Origin of the sequence: Mediterraneibacter sp. 210702-DFI.3.120 (assembly GCF_020561005.1) — a bacterium.
GTDB classification, from domain to species: Bacteria; Bacillota; Clostridia; order Lachnospirales; family Lachnospiraceae; genus Mediterraneibacter; species Mediterraneibacter faecis.
In genome coordinates, this window is the sequence record NZ_JAJCNG010000025.1 from 1 (window position 1) to 18,993 (window position 18,993).

Annotated in this window: 20 protein-coding genes and 1 pseudogene; 16 read left to right on the forward strand and 5 right to left on the reverse strand. The window is 35.9% G+C overall.

Translation table 11 applies throughout. The annotated features are described in order from the left end of the window. The first annotated feature begins 279 nt into the window (after positions 1-279). The 3 genes from LI162_RS12415 (at position 280) to LI162_RS12425 (ending at position 1,663) form a co-directional block, all read left to right on the forward strand. The gene (locus LI162_RS12415; RefSeq protein WP_004614169.1) at positions 280-618 is read left to right on the forward strand and encodes a DUF6054 family protein; all 339 of its coding nucleotides are present in this window, start codon (positions 280-282) and stop codon (positions 616-618) included. Between the two features lie 22 nt (positions 619-640). Further along, entirely contained in the window at positions 641-874 is a 234-nt protein-coding gene (locus LI162_RS12420) for a transporter substrate-binding domain-containing protein (protein WP_227156767.1), read from the forward strand. A 171-nt stretch (positions 875-1,045) separates the two neighbouring features. Then, the gene (locus LI162_RS12425; protein ID WP_227156759.1) at positions 1,046-1,663 is read left to right on the forward strand and encodes a sugar O-acetyltransferase; all 618 of its coding nucleotides are present in this window, start codon (positions 1,046-1,048) and stop codon (positions 1,661-1,663) included. Between the two features lie 107 nt (positions 1,664-1,770). On the opposite strand, the gene LI162_RS12430 is transcribed toward LI162_RS12425, so the two are convergent. Then, on the reverse strand, positions 1,771-2,124 hold the full coding sequence (locus tag LI162_RS12430) for a cupin domain-containing protein (RefSeq protein ID WP_015530145.1): 354 nt from the start codon (positions 2,122-2,124) through the stop codon (positions 1,771-1,773). Between the two features lie 143 nt (positions 2,125-2,267). Here LI162_RS12430 and LI162_RS15935 point away from each other — a divergent pair. The 4 genes and pseudogenes from LI162_RS15935 to LI162_RS12450 form a co-directional block, all read left to right on the forward strand. Continuing rightward, positions 2,268-2,345 (forward strand): annotated as a pseudogene (locus LI162_RS15935) (winged helix-turn-helix transcriptional regulator); the annotation flags it as partial. Between the two features lie 144 nt (positions 2,346-2,489). Beyond that, the gene (locus LI162_RS12440) at positions 2,490-2,885 is read left to right on the forward strand and encodes a hypothetical protein (protein ID WP_331470829.1); all 396 of its coding nucleotides are present in this window, start codon (positions 2,490-2,492) and stop codon (positions 2,883-2,885) included. Positions 2,886-2,904: 19 nt separating this feature from the next. Next, positions 2,905-3,276: a LysE family transporter gene (locus tag LI162_RS12445; protein WP_255616242.1), complete on the forward strand. Its 372-nt coding sequence runs from the start codon at positions 2,905-2,907 to the stop codon at positions 3,274-3,276. 38 nt (positions 3,277-3,314) lie between these two features. Next, positions 3,315-3,554 (forward strand): alanine:cation symporter family protein, encoded by a 240-nt coding sequence (locus LI162_RS12450; RefSeq protein WP_227156760.1) that lies wholly within the window; start codon positions 3,315-3,317, stop codon positions 3,552-3,554. A 427-nt stretch (positions 3,555-3,981) separates the two neighbouring features. On the opposite strand, the gene LI162_RS12455 is transcribed toward LI162_RS12450, so the two are convergent. Together LI162_RS12455 and LI162_RS12460 are read right to left on the reverse strand one after the other, a co-directional pair. After that, the gene (locus LI162_RS12455) at positions 3,982-4,836 is read right to left on the reverse strand and encodes a sugar phosphate isomerase/epimerase family protein (RefSeq protein WP_055158204.1); all 855 of its coding nucleotides are present in this window, start codon (positions 4,834-4,836) and stop codon (positions 3,982-3,984) included. Positions 4,837-5,031: 195 nt separating this feature from the next. Beyond that, a complete protein-coding gene (locus LI162_RS12460) occupies positions 5,032-6,603 on the reverse strand; it encodes a Na+/H+ antiporter NhaC family protein (protein WP_055158206.1) in 1,572 nt (523 codons plus the stop codon). Between the two features lie 499 nt (positions 6,604-7,102). On the opposite strand from LI162_RS12460, the gene LI162_RS12465 reads away from it, so the two are divergent. The 8 genes from LI162_RS12465 (at position 7,103) to LI162_RS12500 (ending at position 14,195) form a co-directional block, all read left to right on the forward strand. Further along, on the forward strand, positions 7,103-7,915 hold the full coding sequence (locus LI162_RS12465) for a BtpA/SgcQ family protein (protein ID WP_054752152.1): 813 nt from the start codon (positions 7,103-7,105) through the stop codon (positions 7,913-7,915). Between the two features lie 19 nt (positions 7,916-7,934). Further along, positions 7,935-8,759, forward strand: a complete 825-nt coding sequence (locus LI162_RS12470; RefSeq protein WP_055146649.1) for a Cof-type HAD-IIB family hydrolase — start codon at positions 7,935-7,937, stop codon at positions 8,757-8,759. A 35-nt stretch (positions 8,760-8,794) separates the two neighbouring features. Then, positions 8,795-9,586 (forward strand): fructoselysine 6-kinase, encoded by a 792-nt coding sequence (gene frlD / locus LI162_RS12475; RefSeq protein ID WP_055146652.1) that lies wholly within the window; start codon positions 8,795-8,797, stop codon positions 9,584-9,586. Between the two features lie 52 nt (positions 9,587-9,638). Then, positions 9,639-10,505, forward strand: coding sequence for an amidohydrolase family protein (locus LI162_RS12480; RefSeq protein WP_055146655.1), 867 nt, complete (start codon positions 9,639-9,641; stop codon positions 10,503-10,505). A gap of 5 nt (positions 10,506-10,510) precedes the next feature. Further along, a complete protein-coding gene (locus LI162_RS12485) occupies positions 10,511-10,939 on the forward strand; it encodes a secondary thiamine-phosphate synthase enzyme YjbQ (protein WP_054752161.1) in 429 nt (142 codons plus the stop codon). A 231-nt stretch (positions 10,940-11,170) separates the two neighbouring features. After that, the gene (locus LI162_RS12490; RefSeq protein WP_227156761.1) at positions 11,171-12,571 is read left to right on the forward strand and encodes an MATE family efflux transporter; all 1,401 of its coding nucleotides are present in this window, start codon (positions 11,171-11,173) and stop codon (positions 12,569-12,571) included. 115 nt (positions 12,572-12,686) lie between these two features. After that, positions 12,687-13,406 (forward strand): GntR family transcriptional regulator, encoded by a 720-nt coding sequence (locus tag LI162_RS12495; protein WP_055146661.1) that lies wholly within the window; start codon positions 12,687-12,689, stop codon positions 13,404-13,406. Between the two features lie 21 nt (positions 13,407-13,427). Next, positions 13,428-14,195: a GntR family transcriptional regulator gene (locus tag LI162_RS12500; protein WP_055146664.1), complete on the forward strand. Its 768-nt coding sequence runs from the start codon at positions 13,428-13,430 to the stop codon at positions 14,193-14,195. Positions 14,196-14,307: 112 nt separating this feature from the next. On the opposite strand, the gene LI162_RS12505 is transcribed toward LI162_RS12500, so the two are convergent. After that, entirely contained in the window at positions 14,308-15,837 is a 1,530-nt protein-coding gene (locus LI162_RS12505; protein ID WP_055158210.1) for an FGGY-family carbohydrate kinase, read from the reverse strand. Between the two features lie 64 nt (positions 15,838-15,901). Further along, complete coding sequence (locus LI162_RS12510; protein ID WP_055146670.1) at positions 15,902-17,455, reverse strand: amidohydrolase; 1,554 nt, start codon at positions 17,453-17,455, stop codon at positions 15,902-15,904. Between the two features lie 557 nt (positions 17,456-18,012). Between LI162_RS12510 and frlC the strand changes: the two genes are divergently transcribed. Beyond that, the gene (frlC, locus tag LI162_RS12515; protein WP_055146673.1) at positions 18,013-18,849 is read left to right on the forward strand and encodes a fructoselysine 3-epimerase; all 837 of its coding nucleotides are present in this window, start codon (positions 18,013-18,015) and stop codon (positions 18,847-18,849) included. Positions 18,850-18,993 lie beyond the last annotated feature (144 nt).

The window sequence follows — 18,993 nt, forward strand, 5'->3', positions numbered from 1 at the left end:
ATTGGAATCAAATATCTTCTTTCAAAGGAAATCAAGAAAGTCATACGGGGGTATGAGAATGTCCAGATCTTTTCCCAATGATAGTTGAGACAACAGAAGAAAGGAAATATATACAAAAGATGAAAGGGTAAAATACAGGGTGAGAGAAAAGAATTTTAGAAAATTCAAAATAACCTAAAAATTGACTTATAACATTTGCTAAGTTAAAATGAAATAAAAACAGGTAAGTAAATAGTGCTCTAGATTTCAGTGTAGATAGTTGAGAGGAAGGTGTTGGGTATGGCAAAAATAGAAAGATATATAAATGAAGATTTTGAACAGTTACTTTCCAAAATTGAGAACGGAATAATAAATGGCAGTATGTCAGCAACGTTAGAAGATGCCAGTGACTTTCAAAGTGGAACTGCGCGTTGTAGCGTTCGTGTTTTTGAGCGTTACAGCTATGCCGGAGGAAACAGAGTGAGTCTTAATATTACACTTTTTCAAAATGACAAAGATCCAGTTCAACTTTCCGCAATTACAGCGGGAGGAAGCCAAGCTGTATTTTTCAAAATTAATACATGGGGGGAAGAGGCATTTCTCGATAAGTTAATCGAGTTGTTGGATTTCGCTAATTGATAACTTTACATTTGTAGGGGCGATAAGCTGTTTATTTGAGGATACCTTCAATTATGCTGATAAAAACGGTGTAAGACGAGGATATGGTTACGAACTCATGCAGGCTCTGGTGGGCTATACCGGATGGAAATTTGAATATGTGAAATGTGACTGGTCTAACTGTTTTGGTAAGATTGAAAATGGTCATATCGCAAAGCCAATCCAGATTGATAAGGTGCTGTCGATATTATCAGAAATCATAAGACAACAAGATTAGTTTTAGTTATAGACATAGGACCATAGAGAAGTGTTGTGATATTTCACTTACTAAGACTCCTTGTCGTTGGTTGCATCATATAAAAACGCTTTTTACGTTAAAAAGTGCTGTAACTGAAGAAAAAACATGATATCATGCGAGTAACAAATCAAAATTTGGAGGCTATCGGAAATGACTGAAAGAGAAAAAATGCTAAGTGGAGAGTTATACGATCCAACAGATAAAGAATTGGAGCAACTACGCCTGAATGCGCGTAAATTAGCAAGAAAATACAATTTGACAGATGAAGATCAGCCAGAAGAGCAAGCGCAGATATTGCAAGAATTACTGCCAACAACAGAGGAGCTTCCGTATTTGCAGGCACCTGTTTATTTTGATTACGGATGCAATACTTTCTTTGGAAAATTCAGTTCTGCTAATTTTAATTTTACATGTTTAGATGTATGTGAAATACATATAGGCGATAATGTGATGATTGGTCCGAATGTTACATTGGCAACTCCTATGCATCCATTATTACCTGAAGAACGCAATATCCGAAAGAGAGAAGATGGTAGTTTTTATAATCTTGAATATGCGAAACCAATCATTATAAAAGATAATTGTTGGCTGGCATCTAATGTAGTTGTTTGCGGTGGTGTCACCATAGGAGAAGGGTGTGTAATTGGTGCAGGAAGTGTTGTAACAAGAGATATTCCACCTTATAGTCTGGCAGCTGGAAATCCATGCCGGGTTATTCGTAAGATAACTGAGAAAGATCATATGCCAGATGGAATTGAAAAGAATTGAAAACTTCAAGTTTGAAAAATTGAGAAATCGTAAAATTGAAGAAAAAAGAAATGCACAGTTCTTAGCTTATCGGGAGCTGTGCATTTCTGTAAATAAATACTTTTAATTTAGCCGATTACGGCATCCTCTGCTGTAAAATGTTCCAGAGAATTTTCTTTTACCTGAATGCAGATATAAGTAATTCCGGAAATATCGGATGCAAAAAACTGACGCTTTGCAGCAGGTGTGATTTTTAGCCAGTCTCCAGTTGAAAGGCTGATTTCTTCTCCATCAATTATGGCTTTGCCGTTACCTGAAAGAATTCCATAGATTTCTTCATTTTCTTTATGAGAATGAACAAATGGGACATTTGCTCCTGCAGGTAGTTCATTTAAACTGATTTCTGCACCTGTTAAAGACAACTTTTCATGCAGCTCAATTCGGTTTTCTTTTCCAATAGTTGTTTTTGTGTAATTTGCCATAATAATACCTCCATAGTTAATTTGTAGTTTCAGGGTTGCGTGGTATTAGTATAGTGTGAGACATATGCAAAAACAAGTATGCACCTTTTTGTAACTGTACATTCAAAATTGAATGTATTACAATAGACTTGGAGGTGAGAATTATGCGAGCAAAAGAAGAATTACCGGAATGCACAGTTGCAACAGCAGTATCTCTCATCGGAGGAAAATGGAAATTATTATAAATCAATTATAGACTGATTCTTTGTTTGGAATTTAAGCAACATAGAAATTGAGATTTGTAAGAATAAAAAGAAGGAAAACCATCTGATGTTTACCGAACTATTTTCAGCGAAGCCTCATGTTTTTTGCAAAAAGATCACCCATTGGCATCGAAAAAAGTAGTTTCCGTCCATGACCTCGCACCTTATCCGCGGCTAAACTTTGTACAGGGAGAGTATGAATCTGTCTATTTCTCAGAGAAACTATTCAGCTCCATTCCGGTGGATAAGGAAATTCGGGTCAATGACAGAGGGGCTATTGTCAATTTCATGCTTGGACTGAATGCCTATACTATTTCAAGTGGCATTTTCCCGAAATATTTGAACGGAGAAAATATCATCTCCGTTCCGCTTGCAGAAAATGAAACAATGCATATTGGATATGTGCTGAATGAAAATCAGGAATTAAGCGAACCTGGAGTATGTACCGCTGTTCTTTGGGATTTTTGCGGGCTACTATGTAGTACAAATCTTATGTGCAATTTTCGTATATGGGGTTAATTCTTTGCTTCCAAATGCAATGGAAGTGATGAAGTATATCGGAGCAGCCTATATCCTGTGGCTTGCGATTCATATTGCTTTCAGCAAGCCGTCAACAGAAAACGCAGAGCAATCGGCATCGTTTCTGAAAGGTTTCATGTTGCAATTTGTCAATGTGAAGATCTATATGTTTGGAGTTACCGCACTAACGGGTTATGTTGTAAGATATATGTCCTCCTTTCCGGCTTTGCTGTTTTTTGAGCTGGTTATTGCAACGATCGGAACGATCGCAACCTGTACTTGGACTGGCTTGGGCGTACTGATTCAGAAGTTTTATCTGCAGCATTTTCGTGTTATTAACATTATCCTTGCACTAACATTACTGGAGTGTATTTGGGGAATGTTAAGATAATTGTTGCTTTTAGTGAAGCATAATCTGGATTATTTAAAATGATTACAGTAGCAATGGTATTTTTTGCATTTACAACTCTGCTCGGAAACTGTTTTTATTGTGACAATCTTTTAATCTACATTCACAAAAAACAGCCGGAAAAAGCTTTTATGAAAGGCTTCAGACTGGTATCGGCACTTGTAATCTTTCTGGGCGCAGGAATGGAGATGTCTCTTTTGTGGGATCTTTTCGATGTACTGATGGGGTTATGGCGCTCATTAACATTCCGGTTATTCTGATTTTATCAGAGATTGCATTTAAAGCGGTCCAAGATTATGAAGCATAGTTAAAGAAAAGAATTAACCCTGTTTTTAAAAGCGCAGACATCGGGCTTAGTCAAAAAACAGATTTCTGGAGATAGGTTTAACAAAAGCTAAAAGAATAATAAGATAATTACAATTAATACCGCCGATATAGGATATAATAAATCCTTCAAGCGAGTTCTCTTTTACCTGGATACATAAGTGATTTCTGAATCTTCTTAAGCAAAGAAATGTGATGGAAAGGACCTGCAGGACACATTGCAGGCAAACCGGAAAAGGTGCGTTGGTATGGCGGCAGAAAGAAAGACCAAGAGTTCCACATTATGAACTCTTGGTCTTTCTTTTTTCGGGACTTATTCTTTTTTTACAGCCCATTTTGCTTATATTTAAATTAAGTAAATAGTTATTTAAATATATTTTTCTTTAGATAATCAACAGATCTTTCTACTGAGCTATGAGGATCATCCCAATATATTGAATCGTTTATTTCTAAATCGATAATACCTGTATAGTTATGCTTTTCAAGAATTTTGATGTATTCTTTTAGTGGATAATTACCATCCCCTAGAATATAATGTCCGGAAGGATCGCCATCTGCAAAATGGATAAACTGTATAGTATCTTCACCAAGAACCTTGTAATAATCTTCAAGATTCTCATGCGCTACTTCCATAGCGACCAAATCGACACAAGTCTTTAATGCTGGACTATTGACTTCTTCCAACATAGCTTTCATTTGTGGCAAGTTGACCAACAAATTACTCTCGTATGGTTGAAGTTGTTCAAGTAAGATTGTAACTCCACGTTTATGCGCCATTTCACATACTTTACTAATTGTTTCAACTGCACGCTTCCAACTATCTTCTCGAGGAATATCGAGAGGACCACAACCAGAATTCATAAATAACCTAGTTGTTCCTAAAGTAAGTGCATCATCAATAGCCATATCAAAGTAATCAATTGTTCGATCGCGAATAGGTTGTTCAGGAGCACTCAAGCTGTAGGGATATGCTAAAGTTTCTGGCGTATACATTACAAATTTAAGTCCTAAATCTTCAGCTTTTTTTCTGATCTCACGAAGTTTTCGTTCGGCGGCAGATGAAGTGAGATAATCTAATCTGCAATAATGTGGCGATGCTCCCCATAAGTCGAGATTTTTAACTCCACAACGATGCATGGAATTAAGATAATAATCGAGTGTATAATGAAAATATTGTACACCCATAACAGCTACTTGATCCATTGTGATATTTGACATAATAACACCTCCATAATTTTTTTGATATACAAGTAGTTAAAATAAGATACACTATAATAATAGAATATCATAACTTGTATAAATGTCAATGGTTATATTTCATTATTTAGTACATATTAAAATAAAAATTTGTTTAGAGAATATAAAACTAAAAACAAAGGATGTACGTAACGATAATGTATACTTCTTTTTATGTTAGAGTGATAACATTGGGTCTTGTTGTGTTGAACAAATATCTTTTTTGTTTAATATTGTTTTGGAACGACGATGCATGATGAAAGTAAAAATACACAGAATGAAAATAGACGTTCCAAGTGAAAGTAGTAGGTTTCCATTTGTAATACCAATAATTAAATATCCGATTAAACTACATCCAGCGACTGTTAGAGCGTAAATCATCTGTGTTGAAACATGGGTAAGATGGTTTACACCAGCACCCGCACTAGAGAGAATAGTTGTATCAGATATTGGAGAACAATGATCTCCAAAAACACTTCCAGCTAACGTTGCAGCAAGAGAAGAGAGTAGCAATTCAGGACAAATTGATTGAGCAACAGGGATTATAATAGGAATTAAAATACCAAAAGTTCCCCATGAAGTTCCGGTGGCAAAACTTAAGAATGCAGCAAGTATAAATACAAGTGCAGGAAGCAAAGCACCTGGAAGTCCGGTAGTTTCTATAAAAGTTTTTACAAAAACAGGTGTACTAAGTAAATCGCGACATACACCACCGATTGTCCATGCTAGCATAAGTATACAACCGGAAGTAATCATTTGTTGCATGCCTTTTGTAAAGTTATCCATGAATTCTTTAAATGTCATGATTTTTCTCGGTATATACATAAAAAATGCAGTAATAATTCCAGCAAAACTTCCCCAAACAAGGGCTTGAGCTGCAACACAGTTTCCTAGAGCAGCGGTGATAGTGTGAAGTGAAGGATCATTGCTCCAGTAGCCACCATTGTAAAGCATGCCAAGGATTGCAGTTACAATGAGTACAAGAATTGGAACAATCATATCAGCGACACGTCCAGATTTTGGCTGTGCCAATGAATCTTTTTGTTCATCAAGTCCGCCGAGGAAACCTCTTTCAGCTAATACCTCCTGTTTTGCCATAGGACCAAAATCCAAGGAAAAGACACAGAGGAGAAAAACCATAAGAAGGCTAAGAATGGCGTAAAAATTGTATGGAATAGCCGTAATAAAGGCTTTAAATTCAGAGTCAAAAGCACCTGTATTTTTAAGATAACTACCGACAGCAGCTGCCCAACTTGATATAGGTGCGATGATACAGACGGGTGCAGCTGTTGCATCAATAATGTAAGCAAGTTTTGCACGGCTGACATGATGTCTGTCAGTTATAGGTTTCATAACTGTTCCTACTGTCAAGCAATTGAAATAATCGTCTAAAAAAATCAAACAACCAAGCAAACTAGTAAGTAATAGAGAGGAACGTTTTGTACGAATGATTTTTGATGCCCATTTTCCATAAGCTTGAGCTCCTCCAGAAGCATTGATTAGATAAACTAATCCGCCCAACAAAAAACAGAAAATGATAATATTCATATCAGCTTTTTGTATCATAACGTCAAATACAGTAGAAACGGGACCAACAATCGGATTCATACCAGAAGCGATAGAGTAAATAATGGTTCCAGATAAAACACCTGCTATAAGTGAAAATAGAACCTCTTTTGTGATTAATGCAAGAATAATAGCAATCATAGGCGGAAGAATAGACAACCACCCAACATATACGGCATCCATAATAAAAATCTCCTTATCTGTTTGTTTTTAATAGTAAAAAATAGAATTAAAAGAATTGCCACGATTAGGTAAGGAGAAAAATTTCATTACCTAACATGGAGAATTCCGTTTTAGGAATTCGCACAGAATTTTCCGTGAAGTAGTTAACACGTGTTCTCATAAGATAGACCTCCTTATATTATAAAGTAGTAGTGTTTATAGACCCTCTCCAAGGTCTGTAGCTACGCAAATAAGTGGAATAACATAATTTGTATTAAAAAAATAAAATATGTATATGTACTAGATGAGTGAATTATACCGCGAACTGGAATTGTATGCAATAAAAATAAAAAAAATATGATAAGATTGTGTAAAATAACTAAAAACCGTACATTTATAAATTATAGATATTTTTTTATAAGATAATTAAAATAGAATATTGACAATATTCATACAAGTGATATAATTTATACATATTGAATGTATCAAAAAATACAAAGTTGTTTAGGAGGCGAAGGAGATGTTATGGACTGAAAAGATGTTTGGAGTTAAGAAACCAATTATTGCAATGCTCCACATTGATCCACTACCAGGAGATCCATTATACAAGTCGGAAAATGATATGGATAAGGTGGTAGAACATGCACGTGAAGACTTACATGCACTACAAGATGGTGGTGTAGATGGGATTATTTTTAGCAATGAATTTAGTTTGCCCTACCAGCGAAATATGGATATGGTGACTCCTGCGGCAATGGCATATGTAATTGGGAATTTACGATCTGAGATTAAGGTACCATATGGAGTAGACGCAATTAGTGATGGGCGAGCATGTTTAGAACTTGCAGCTGCGGTAAAAGCGCAATTTGTTCGCGGAACATTTTGTGGTGTGTATGTGGGTGATGGTGGACTTTATAATAATGATTTTAGTAGTTTACTAAGAAGAAAAGCCGCACTCCCTTTAGAAGATTTGAAAATGTTATATTTTATTAACCCAGAATCGGATCGGAATTTAGATACTCGTCCATTAGCAGAGATTGCTAAGAGTACAATTACGAAAGCAGCACCAGATGGATTGTGTATTTCAGCAAATGCAGCTGGTCAAGATGTAGATGATACATTAATTGCAAGCGTAAAGGAGGCTAATCCTGAAATAGTTGTGCTGTGTAATACAGGATGTCGTGTGGATACTATTGAAAGAAAATTAACAACGGCAGATGCGGCTGTTGTAGGAACCACATTTAAGTATGGAGGTATCTTTGAAAATCGAGTTGATGTGAACCGTGTAAAGGAATTTATGCAGGTTGTTTACAAGTATCGAGAAACATTGTAACAAGATAAAGGAAAAGAAAATGAGACGAAAACTGCTAGCAATGGATATAGACGGAACTGCTGTACGTGACGACTCTAGTTTAGGGGAAAAAAGCAAAGAAGCAATTAAACTAGCACAGCAAGAGGGACATAAAATTGTATTTGTAAGTGGCAGAAGAGATAGTGATATGGGGTCATTAAAGGATGAACAATGGCTTGTGGATTATCAGATTCTTAACACTGGGGGAAAGATACTACGATGTAAGGATAGAAAAGTGCTTCATAATGATTTGATTCCTCCACATGTGTGTAAAAGGCTAATTACACATTGTCTTGAGCAGAATATACAGCTTCAAATTTATAATGGTATGACGTGGCAAGTTACAAAGATGACAGATGAAACCCTAGAGTATGCAAAGAATGTCGGTGTAATTCCTGAAATAATTAATTCGCTTGAAGAAACAGATTGGAAGTATGGCTTGGAAGGATTTATGGCAACACAGGATATGACCGATGTGGCCGCTTATATTGATGAGTGTATTCCGGAGGTATACTACGTAAGTTCGGAGCCGAACTGCATTGATGTTATGGCTAAGGGTGTGTCAAAATGGAATGGAATACAGTTACTTGCAGATATGCTTGAAATTTGTAAAGAAGATATTATAACTGTTGGAAATTACTATAATGATTTGGACATGTTGCAGCATGCAGCGGTAGGAATAGCTGTAGCAAATGCAGTGGATGATGTGAAAAAAGAAGCAGATTTTGTAACAGAGAAGAACAACAATCAAGATGCCGTAGCAGAGATTATTACAAAAATGTTAAATCATGACTATGATGTAGTTGTAGAAAAATGCAATGAATGAAAGAATTAAAAAAGTAAAAAAGGAGGACAATGAAAATGAGAGTTGCAGAAATAGGAGACAATTGTATTGATGTTTATGAACGTATTGGGAAAAAATATCCAACAGGGAATGTTGTTGATACAGGTGTGAATCTTCAAAAACTTGGAATCCCTGTTTCGATTATCAGTACAACAGGTAATGATGAAAATGGAAAATGGATGTTAGAGACATTAAAAAAAGAAGGGGTAGACATTAGTCATTTAAAAATTGGCGATGGTGCCACAGCAGTAACTTATATGGATATGGATGGAAAAGACCGTGTGCATGGCGATTATGTAGAAGGTGTATTGGAGAATATTGTTTTTGATGAAGAAGATATTGAATTTGCGGCAGAGCATGATCTCGTTCATACAGCACTTTGGGGAAAAGCTGAGAATACCTTACCGAAGATTGCAGCAAAAGGAATTCCAATTGCTTTTGATTATGCAGATAGACTGGATCATCCGTTAGTAGAAGAAACCTTACCATATGTTACTTATGGATTTTATTCTTATCATGAAGGAAGGGATGCTAAGATTGAAGAGTTTTTAAAAGATAAAGTGAGTCGTGGAATGAAAATTGCTGTTGTCACATTCGGTGAAGATGGTAGTCTTGCATGGGATGGTGAAAGATTCTATGTAGGTGGTATTGAAAAGGCAGAAGTAGTCAATACAGTTGGAGCTGGAGATAGTTTCATTGCAGGATTTCTTTATGGAATATTGAATGGTAAAAGTATAGATGAATGTTTAAAAAAAGGTGCAGAAGTAGCGGCTTCGGTAGTTCAGGTATTTGAACCATGGGTAGAGTAGAGCATGGGAAAAAGAAATTAGATATTGATAAAATACAGAAAGGAAGAGAAATATGTTTATAGATATGCATGTTCATCCAGCTTTTTATGAACCAATCAATCAAGATTCAGAGTTGGAAGAACTAAGACATAATACATTAGATATTCATAAAAATGGAACGGCGCCATTGGAACATATTTTTAATCAAATGAAATGTGCAGGCTTGGATTATTTATGCTTACTTCCAGAAGATTATCGTACACAGCAAGGTGGAAAAGTGCTGGTAAGCAATGAGGAAATTAGTCAACTTGTTAACATGGCACCAGATAAGTTTATTGGATTTGCGGGGGTTGATCCGTTTGCAGAAGATGCGGCTGAAGAATTGGAGAAAGCATTTGCAGAATTAAAATTAAGTGGTTTGAAATTACATCCAGGTAAAGGGCATTTTTATCCAACGGATGAAAGAATGATGCCACTGTATGATATTTGTGAAAAATATGAAAAACCAATTATTTTCCATAGTGGAATGTCATGGGAACCGGATACATTAACAAAATATTGTCGCCCAGAAATGTTTGAGGAACTGGCAGCAGCAAGACCAAAATTAAAAATTTGTCTTGCACATTTTGGATGGCCATGGTGTAGAGAGACAGCTATGTTGATGTTGAAGTATACTAATGTATATACAGATACTGGCGCATTGTATTTTGATAATGCTAAGGAGTTTTATACACAGATGTTGACAAGAGATGTTCCGATGACATGGATTGATCGGAGTTTGAGACATCAGGTAATGTTTGGAAGCAATAATCCGAGATTTGAGCAAATCAGAATGGCACATGCAATTAAAGAGCTGGGATTTCGTGAAAGTACTTTGGATTTAATTTGTGGGGAAAACGCAATTGAGTTCTTAGGTGGAATTCCTAATAGAAAGGCGTAAAGAAGATGTATGTTGAATCAATTACATTATTAACAAAAGAATATAATGAATATACAGTAATTACTCCGAAAGTTTTGGATATTGTAAAAAGAAGTGGAGTTCAGAATGGAACCGTTACGGTTCTTACAAAGCACACAACAACAGGTGTAACTGTGAACGAAGCATTAGAATGTCTGGAAAGTGATATTGAGAATTTCCTGGGACGATTAATACCAGAAGATTATCCGTATAGCCATGCAAGAATGCTTCGAGATTATGGTAGTACAGCAGGAAATCCAACAGGACACTTGAAAGCAATGCTTACTGGAAATCATTGCCATTTTCCAGTGATAGATGGTGAAATGGTAAGAGGTGGTGCTCAAGAAATATATTTCTGTGAATTTGATGGGCCGGCACATCGTACAATTAACGTGATTATCCAAGAAGAAAAATAAAATATATACCGCTCATATTCTATTGACTGAAGTCAGAGATTTGGGCGGTTTTTTTATGCAAATGAAGATACTGTTCTTCAGTGTTTATACGATTGTGATAATTGACATAAATATGCCTCAATGATATAATTTGAAATAGATAAGTGGTAAAAAAAACAAACAAAAATAGTGGTAAAATAAAACATCATATATAATTCGAAAGCTAATACAAGTGAAATGGAGGCGACAATCATGCCTGATTTGAAAGAAAAAAATAGGATAATCTTGAAGAATTCAAAGATGCATGAATTGTGGGATTTAGGAGCACCGACAATACTGGAACAGGCTCTGCAAACCATTGTAGCTTATGTAGACACTGCAATGGTTGGTCAGATTGGTGCGATTGCAAGTGCTGCTGTCGGTCTGACAACCACTGTAAATTGGTTGTTAAATGGAATTTTGTTTGCTGTTAGCATGGGAATGCTTTCGTTTATTGCCCAATATACTGGACAGGGAGATTTGGAAGCTGCTCATCATACTTCAGCACAGGCAATTTGGATTATTTTTGTTCTTGGCGTGATTGAAACAGTGATTGCTTTAGCAATTAGTCCGGTGTTGCCAATGTGGATGGGCGCTAGTCAGGAAATATGGAGAGATGCAAGTGAGTATTTTTTTATAGTAAACTGTCCGTTGATATTGAGAGGAAGCCTGATTATATTTGGAAATGTATTAAGGGCAAACAAGGATTCGAAAACACCTCTTTATATAAATATTGGTGTGAATTTTTTGAATATTATATTAAATCAGCTTTTAATTAGCTCTCATACTACGATTTCAGTATTTGGAATGTTGCTCAGTATTCCGGGAGCTGGATTGGGAGTAAGAGGTGCCGCTATAGCGACTGCAATTAGTCAAGGGATAGGTGGAGTTACTATTTTTTGGGTTGCAATGCAAAATCCATTGGTGACACTAAAAGGAATGAAGGTGAAACCGGAAGGAAAACTGTTAAAAAATTGTTTTAATGTTTCCTTGCCTTTAATTGGAGAGAGAATTGTTGTGGGATGTGGTGATGTTGTATTTTCAGCATTAGTAGCGGGACTTGGAACACTAAGTGTAGCAGCTCATTCGATTGCACTTACAATTGAACAGGCTTTTTATGTGCCAGGATATGGTATTCAAACTGCAGTCAGTACACTTGCTGGAAATGCTGTGGGAAAAAAAGACGAATTAGAATTAGAATCGGTTGTACGTTCAGGACTTATTGTGGCTGTTTCTATTATGACAGCAATGGCCATAGGTCTTTTTTGCGGAGCAGAAGTGATTATACGTTTCTTTACGAAGGATGAGCAGGTTATTGTGCTTGGAGTGTCATTACTGAGAATTGTAGCGATTAGTGAGCCTATGTATGCAGCGTTAATTATATATGAGGGTATATTTCATGGTATTGGAGATACAAAAATGCCATTTATATTTGCAATATTAACAATGTGGGGGATAAGGATAGGCCTGACATGGATTTATATTGGTATGTTTGGACGTGATTTAAAAATGGTGTGGTTTTTCATGATTATGGATAATATTAGTCGCTGTATATTGCTTTGGGGCTTGTACCGGAGAAGAAAAAGAAGCTTGCTATTATTTGATGAATATTAAAAACACATAATCGTTTGAGTTTGGTATATATTTTGGTTGGAAAACGAAGAAAAAGATGATAGAATTAGCTTACATTTGAAAGTGGTCTGTAAACAATGGTAAGGAGAATAAGAATATGGAATATCGTATACCGCCGGGAACTGAGGCTGTGGAAAAATTGGAAGATTTTATTGTAGTAAATCGATTGGCTCCGAATACAAGAATTCCATCAGAGAGAGATTTGTGTGAAATGTGGGGAGTAAGCAGAACGACACTGAGACAGGCGGTAGATACACTTGTTGGTCGTGGGGTGTTATATAGAGTTAACGGAGCGGGAGTTTATGTATCTGTAGGAAAGAAGAATCGAAACATGGTTGGAGTAGATTCAATGGTAGGAGAACTTCGACAGCAGGGATCTATTTTGGCAAAAAAGATTATTTCTGTAAGAAAAGTTGAAGCAACTAAACAGATTTCTAAGAAACTTCATGTTCTGCTCGGACAAGAGGTTTATGAGTATATTCTTCTTAGAAAAATAGATGATGTTCCATGTTTTTTGGAAACAACATATCTTGATTGTGAACGATATCCAGATTTTGAAAAGTATTATACTGATAAAACTAGCATGGGGCGAATTTTGAAAAATGTATATCATAGAAAGCAGATTTCGGGCGAGGAGCATATTAGTGTTACATATGCCAGTGAACAAGAAGCAGCGTTGTTGGAGATAATACCGGATTCTCCTTTGTTTTTTACATCTGGAGTTGTGAAAGATGAAGAAGGAGTGATAATTATGTATTATAAACAATTAATTAGAGGAGATAAATTCAAGCTTGTTAGCAGAATAGAGAGTGAATAATGAGAAAAGCAGGGCAGATTTATGGATAATAAATTGAACTATACCGAAGAAAATGAAGAGCGTGAAGACGGAAAATTAAGTTATCGTACACCAATTTATCTTCAATTGAGAGAAATTATTAGAAATCGAATAGAAGAGGGAGAGTACCTTCCAGGAACAGCAATTCCGTCTGAAAATAAATTAGCAGAAACTTATGGTATTAATAGATTGACTGTTCGCAACGCAGTAGATGCATTAGTTAATGAAGGAATTTTGAGACGTGTTCAGGGAAAAGGTGTTTTTGTTGTTGGTGATAAATACGAAGAAAACCTGGATGAACATGGTGGGTTTGTTAATGTAATGTCTTCAGGAACAAAAAGAGTTTCGATAAAGGAGCAGGCAAAAATATATAGACCAGCAGGAAATAAGTATGCAAATTATTTTAATATTGAGCCAGATGATTTAATCTTTTGTGTACGACATCAAATAACTTTGGATAGTGAGCCATTGGCAATTGAAGATATATATGTACCAAAAGATGTTTTGCCGAAGTTAGAAGTAGTGAACTCATCAGTTTTTACAATAAAAGATATTTTTGCATTTTATGGAATAGAAATTTCCAGTATGCAGCAAACAATGGAGATTATAGATGGAACGAGTAAGATAAAAAAATTATTAGATATTCCAAATGGAGTAGCATTAATTATGTTGAGTTGTGATTACTGGGATAATAATGGTAGAGCGATTGCGTATAGCCGCTCTTTTATCAGAAGTGACAGGACTTCATTTACAATTCAGCTTCATGAATAAAATAATAGATTTAAAAAGTACAGCAGAAGAGTTATTAAAAACTCATACAGCTGTACTTTTTGTTTGATGAAAGAATTATCACATAGTCTTTATAAAGTCTAATCTACAAAGATTAGTCTGACAAACAATGCATTAAGTTTACAGTAGCAGGATAAAGAGAATCATAAATATTCTGATATTTTTTATATGCTTCATGGTTTTCTTTATTAGGATGATAGGTTTTTCCAGGTTTAATGAAATCTGTAAGTTTGTTGAAAGATTCAAAGCCTGAATATTTGATTCCCGATGCAGCCATTAGAGCATCGCCAAAACTCGCACCCACAGTAATGGCAGGGGTACTGATTTCTTTACCAGTAACATCTGCAACAATTTGCATCCATAAGTCATTTTTAACACCACCACCTACGGCAAAAATCTGGTCTATAGGAACATCGTGCTCAAGCATGATCTTTAATTGCTGATTTACTGAGTATGCAACAGATTCCAAAGCACTTCGGTACATATGCTGACGCGTGTGAGCAAGCGTTAATCCAAATAGAATTCCCCTTGCAAGAGGATCATTTATTGGAGTTCTTTCACCAGCAAAATAAGGGAGTGTAATAAGGCCATCGCTTCCAACAGGAATTTTATCCAAATCTTGCATCATGGTGATGTAAGCATCAGGACCACCATTTTGCTCTAGCTCGAGTGCATCTGGGAAAATTGTATTTCTATACCATTTAGTAAGAGAGCCTGCAGCATTAGTGCCGGCAGATATATCACAAAGTCCTGGTACAATAAATTCTTCACGCCATAAGCGTTCATCATCAACCAATTCTTTTGTCCCGAGAATCATATAAATGGAAGAACCGAATTGAATCATCATTTTACCAGGGGCAACAACGCCAGTGCTGATTGCTTCTGCGCCGGAGTCATCTGTTCCTACAATGACTGGAGTACCAACTGCAAGACCCGTTTCCTTTGAAGCGGTTTCAGTTACATAACCTGCGATATCATTTGCTTCCTTTACTTCTGCTAGCTGATCAGGGCGGCAAATTGGTAGGCAAGTTTCAGGATTTGGTGTTCCATCATTAAAATAAAGTGGATTAAAACTTGCAAGTCCTAAAAAACGATCGACTACATAATTACCAGTAAGTTTTGCTGCTATAAAACTAGAGCCTGTTAGAAACTTGTGGGTTTTTGCATATATATCTGGCTCTTTATTTTTTATCCAAAGAATCTTAGGCATTACATCACTGGAGCATAATGGACGTCCGTACCACTGTCGGATCTGTTCTTCCCCATACATTTCTGTGAGTTGTTCTATCTCATCGGTTGCACGTGCATCAATACCATATAGGATAGCTTTGCGTAGAGGTCGACACTGATCGTCGACAGGTAGGCAGTCGGCACCAAGTGCACTTGTTCCGATTGCTTTAATGTCAGATGGTGAAACTTTAGATTTTTCAATCAGTGCATTGCTTATAATACATAAATCTCCCCACCAATCTTTGTCGGCATCATGTTCATAGTGACCTGGGGCAGGATTTGTCATTGCATGTTCAGTTGTATGTTCTGCTATAATTTCTCCGTGAGAATTGATTAATACACCTTTACTAGAGTTTGTTCCAGTATCAATCCCCATAAAATAAGACTCTTTCATAAATATTTCCCTTCCTTTCTTAAAGAGAATATAAACTGTTTAGATAAGAGAGATATTTTTTTATTTATTCATGGCTATATACGATTCGTCCGTTGAGAAAAGTTACTTCTACTTTGCGAGAACGAATTTCTTCAATAGCTGTTTCAAATAGATTTCCGTCGAATACGACAATATCAGCTTTTTTTCCTTTTTCCAGTGTGCCGAGCTCTTTCTCTTGATATAGATTATAAGCACCGCCAGCACTCCATGCAGTTAGCAACTCAGGAATAGTCAGCATATTTTGTTTGTTAAATGGCTCTCCACCTTCAGGGAAGTATCCTCCGACTGCATGATAAATAGATTCTGGGATATCATCAATAAGAAGTGGAAGATCAGTTCCGCAACTTAATAACACATTGCTGTCAGCCATTTTACGTCTGTTCCAATAATACTGTCCGCGATCCATACCAATCTTTTCTTCAATCATGGCAAGTTTGTCTTTTCGATTTGCGATAGATTGAATTTGAGGGTATATTTCAGCAATTACGCCTAATTTTCCCATACGCTCCAAGTCTGTTGGATCACTGAATTCAAGATCGGTAATACTGTGACGATTTATAAGTTTTCCATTTTCATCTTTTTGGCAAGAGTCATAAATATCTAATACTTTTGAAATAGCAGCATCTCCTTGAGCATGTAATGAGAAACGAAATCCTTCGGCATCAGCTTTAAAGGTATCGTTTGCTAAAAGATCCCAATCAATGTCTTGTGCACAGGTCGTATCTGCGCAGGAATAAGGTTTTTTCAAATCACCGCAAAGTTCGCTTATAGAACCGTCGGTCATTTGGTTATATCCAGAAAAACGAACAAACTCTCCTTTAAATTTTTCACGCATTTCCTTGCCATATGAGAGATTAAAAGGTTCAGCAACAGGTTGGCTCATAAAATTTACGCGGATAGTTAAAGCGTTTTCGGATTCTAGTTCTGCGAGAATGTCAGTAAATCCGTAGAAATCATCGAATCCCATTTCTTTGATGGAAGTGATTCCTTTACTGTTCATCATTTTAATATAGCGCTTAAATTCCGGAATTATAAAGTCTTTATCTCCAAGTAAGTCTGGTAAAAAGCGAACATAACTCTCCGGATAACAGGTTTCCGGGGTAAACTGATAACGATTTATAGCAGCTTGATTCATCCAACAAGTTTCGCAGCCTTTTGCAAACAGAAGAACAGGGCGAGTGGAAAAAGCCTCATCTAACAAATCTGTTCCATTAGGTTGGATTGTATCGGAGTTCCAACCATGTCCCAAAATAGGTTTGTCTGCAGGAATTCCTTTCGCATACTCTTTAATTGAATTCAGTATATCTTCTTGAGAAGTAGCTGCGGATAAGTCTATTCCAACAAATCCTACAGAATAACCTGTGAAAAAGCAATGTACATCGGAGAATCCAGGCGTAATTGTTTTGTTCCCATAATCAAGATATTTTGTGTTTGTTCCTATTAGTTCAGTAGGAGCCAATCCTTTTCCGATAGAAAGTATCCGGTCGTTTTTGATAGCAATATATCCAGAGAAAGGTATTTCCTCTGTGGCTGTAAAAATACAGTTTGATAATAAAATAAGATCTGCGTATTCAGACATATTATTTAAACCTCCTAATGATTAATGATATTTGTAAAGACATAACTTATATATAGGAAAATAAAGATATTAAGAGTAAAAATGAGGCGACATCAAATAACAGATGAACCTTAGAAAGGTCAGATATCCAGCAACAAAAAAATCAAAGCTGAATGCTTGTTCCTTAATGAATAAAAGTCATCGAAGTGTTCTAACAGATATTGCACACTATTTATTAGAACACTTATAAGTTATCATGGTGCACAAAGCATTGGCAATTGGATGGATAACTAAAAAATAAGTAACAAAATAAGTGTATCTGATGAAATTGGTATAAATATAAATCAAAAACATACCACTATATGCATAATGCATAAAAATAAGAGAAAATAAAGGGGAAATAAAGAGGATAAAATATGCAGAATAACATAATTGGTATAGAATTGAAATAACAAACAACATGGTTATGGGATTTTATACATTTTTTATAATTGAATTTTAGACCTCTTGCGAATAGAAAATGGTGCTTAATTATTATATAATTTTACCAACAAAACACAACAAGGAGGAATGAAATAATGTTAAAAGTTGGAATGTTTACATCGGGATATCAGAGGAATCCGTTGGAGCATTGTTTTATGGATGCTAAAGAGTACGGTTACGATTATATCGAGCTTTGGGGTGGGCGTCCACATGCATATGCACCGGATCTGAAAGCGGGAGATATTAATGAAGTTCGCCGATTAATTGAAAAGTATGAAATGCCGGTGCTTGGTTACACACCGGAGCATAATGCCTATCCTTACAATTATATGATTGGTTCAGAGGCTCAGAGAAGAGATGCTATTGATTATCTGAAACTGTCTCTTGAAATGGCAAAAGAGATGGGTGCGGAATTTGTACTTACAAGTCCTGCAAACGGCGGATATCTTGCTACATATGATCAGTTGTGGAGCAGATTAGAAAAAAATATTCAAGAGTTGGGAGATTATGCAGCAAAACTAGAAATCAAGCTAGTAGTTGAAGCTTTAACACCGTATGAATCTAATTTCTTTACAAGAGCAAATGATTTGGTGGAGCTATTTAGAAGAGTGGATAATCCATATGTAGTCGGCATGTGTGATATTGTTCCACCATTTGTACAGCATGAAAGTATTATGGCATATTTTGATAAACTCGGAAATAAGATGGATCATATGCATATTATTGATGGAGAAAATGGATCAGACACCCATCTGATACCAGGAGAGGGAAATATTCCAATTAAAGAAATGCTATATGAAATGAAACGAATAGGTTATGATAAAACTGCAACACTTGAATTGGTTACAAATTATATTAACGAACCACGTTTTTATGCGAAACGTGCCATTGATAACATGCGTGAGCTAATGGCCGAGGCAGGAATCGTTTAAATGTGAAAGTGAATAAATAAAAAGTAATAGATTATTTAAGAAGTTGTGATAGCGAAGATAGATAGCTGTTTACAATATAAAAGCATCGAAGATAATAGGAAATTAAAAAAAGAAAAGTCGTGCACAAGATTTTTCAATTATACT

Excerpts from the sequence above, each read along its gene's own strand:
- LI162_RS12415 (WP_004614169.1), top strand. The coding sequence starts at position 280 with ATGGCAAAAATAGAAAGATATATAAATGAAGATTTTGAACAGTTACTT.
- LI162_RS12425 (WP_227156759.1), top strand. The coding sequence starts at position 1,046 with ATGACTGAAAGAGAAAAAATGCTAAGTGGAGAGTTATACGATCCAACA.
- LI162_RS12430 (WP_015530145.1), bottom strand. The coding sequence starts at position 2,124 with ATGGCAAATTACACAAAAACAACTATTGGAAAAGAAAACCGAATTGAG.
- LI162_RS12445 (WP_255616242.1), top strand. The coding sequence starts at position 2,905 with ATGGAAGTGATGAAGTATATCGGAGCAGCCTATATCCTGTGGCTTGCG.
- LI162_RS12450 (WP_227156760.1), top strand. The coding sequence starts at position 3,315 with ATGATTACAGTAGCAATGGTATTTTTTGCATTTACAACTCTGCTCGGA.
- LI162_RS12455 (WP_055158204.1), bottom strand. The coding sequence starts at position 4,836 with ATGTCAAATATCACAATGGATCAAGTAGCTGTTATGGGTGTACAATAT.
- LI162_RS12460 (WP_055158206.1), bottom strand. The coding sequence starts at position 6,603 with ATGGATGCCGTATATGTTGGGTGGTTGTCTATTCTTCCGCCTATGATT.
- LI162_RS12465 (WP_054752152.1), top strand. The coding sequence starts at position 7,103 with ATGTTATGGACTGAAAAGATGTTTGGAGTTAAGAAACCAATTATTGCA.
- LI162_RS12470 (WP_055146649.1), top strand. The coding sequence starts at position 7,935 with ATGAGACGAAAACTGCTAGCAATGGATATAGACGGAACTGCTGTACGT.
- frlD (WP_055146652.1), top strand. The coding sequence starts at position 8,795 with ATGAGAGTTGCAGAAATAGGAGACAATTGTATTGATGTTTATGAACGT.
- LI162_RS12480 (WP_055146655.1), top strand. The coding sequence starts at position 9,639 with ATGTTTATAGATATGCATGTTCATCCAGCTTTTTATGAACCAATCAAT.
- LI162_RS12485 (WP_054752161.1), top strand. The coding sequence starts at position 10,511 with ATGTATGTTGAATCAATTACATTATTAACAAAAGAATATAATGAATAT.
- LI162_RS12490 (WP_227156761.1), top strand. The coding sequence starts at position 11,171 with ATGCCTGATTTGAAAGAAAAAAATAGGATAATCTTGAAGAATTCAAAG.
- LI162_RS12495 (WP_055146661.1), top strand. The coding sequence starts at position 12,687 with ATGGAATATCGTATACCGCCGGGAACTGAGGCTGTGGAAAAATTGGAA.
- LI162_RS12500 (WP_055146664.1), top strand. The coding sequence starts at position 13,428 with ATGGATAATAAATTGAACTATACCGAAGAAAATGAAGAGCGTGAAGAC.
- LI162_RS12505 (WP_055158210.1), bottom strand. The coding sequence starts at position 15,837 with ATGAAAGAGTCTTATTTTATGGGGATTGATACTGGAACAAACTCTAGT.
- LI162_RS12510 (WP_055146670.1), bottom strand. The coding sequence starts at position 17,455 with ATGTCTGAATACGCAGATCTTATTTTATTATCAAACTGTATTTTTACA.
- frlC (WP_055146673.1), top strand. The coding sequence starts at position 18,013 with ATGTTAAAAGTTGGAATGTTTACATCGGGATATCAGAGGAATCCGTTG.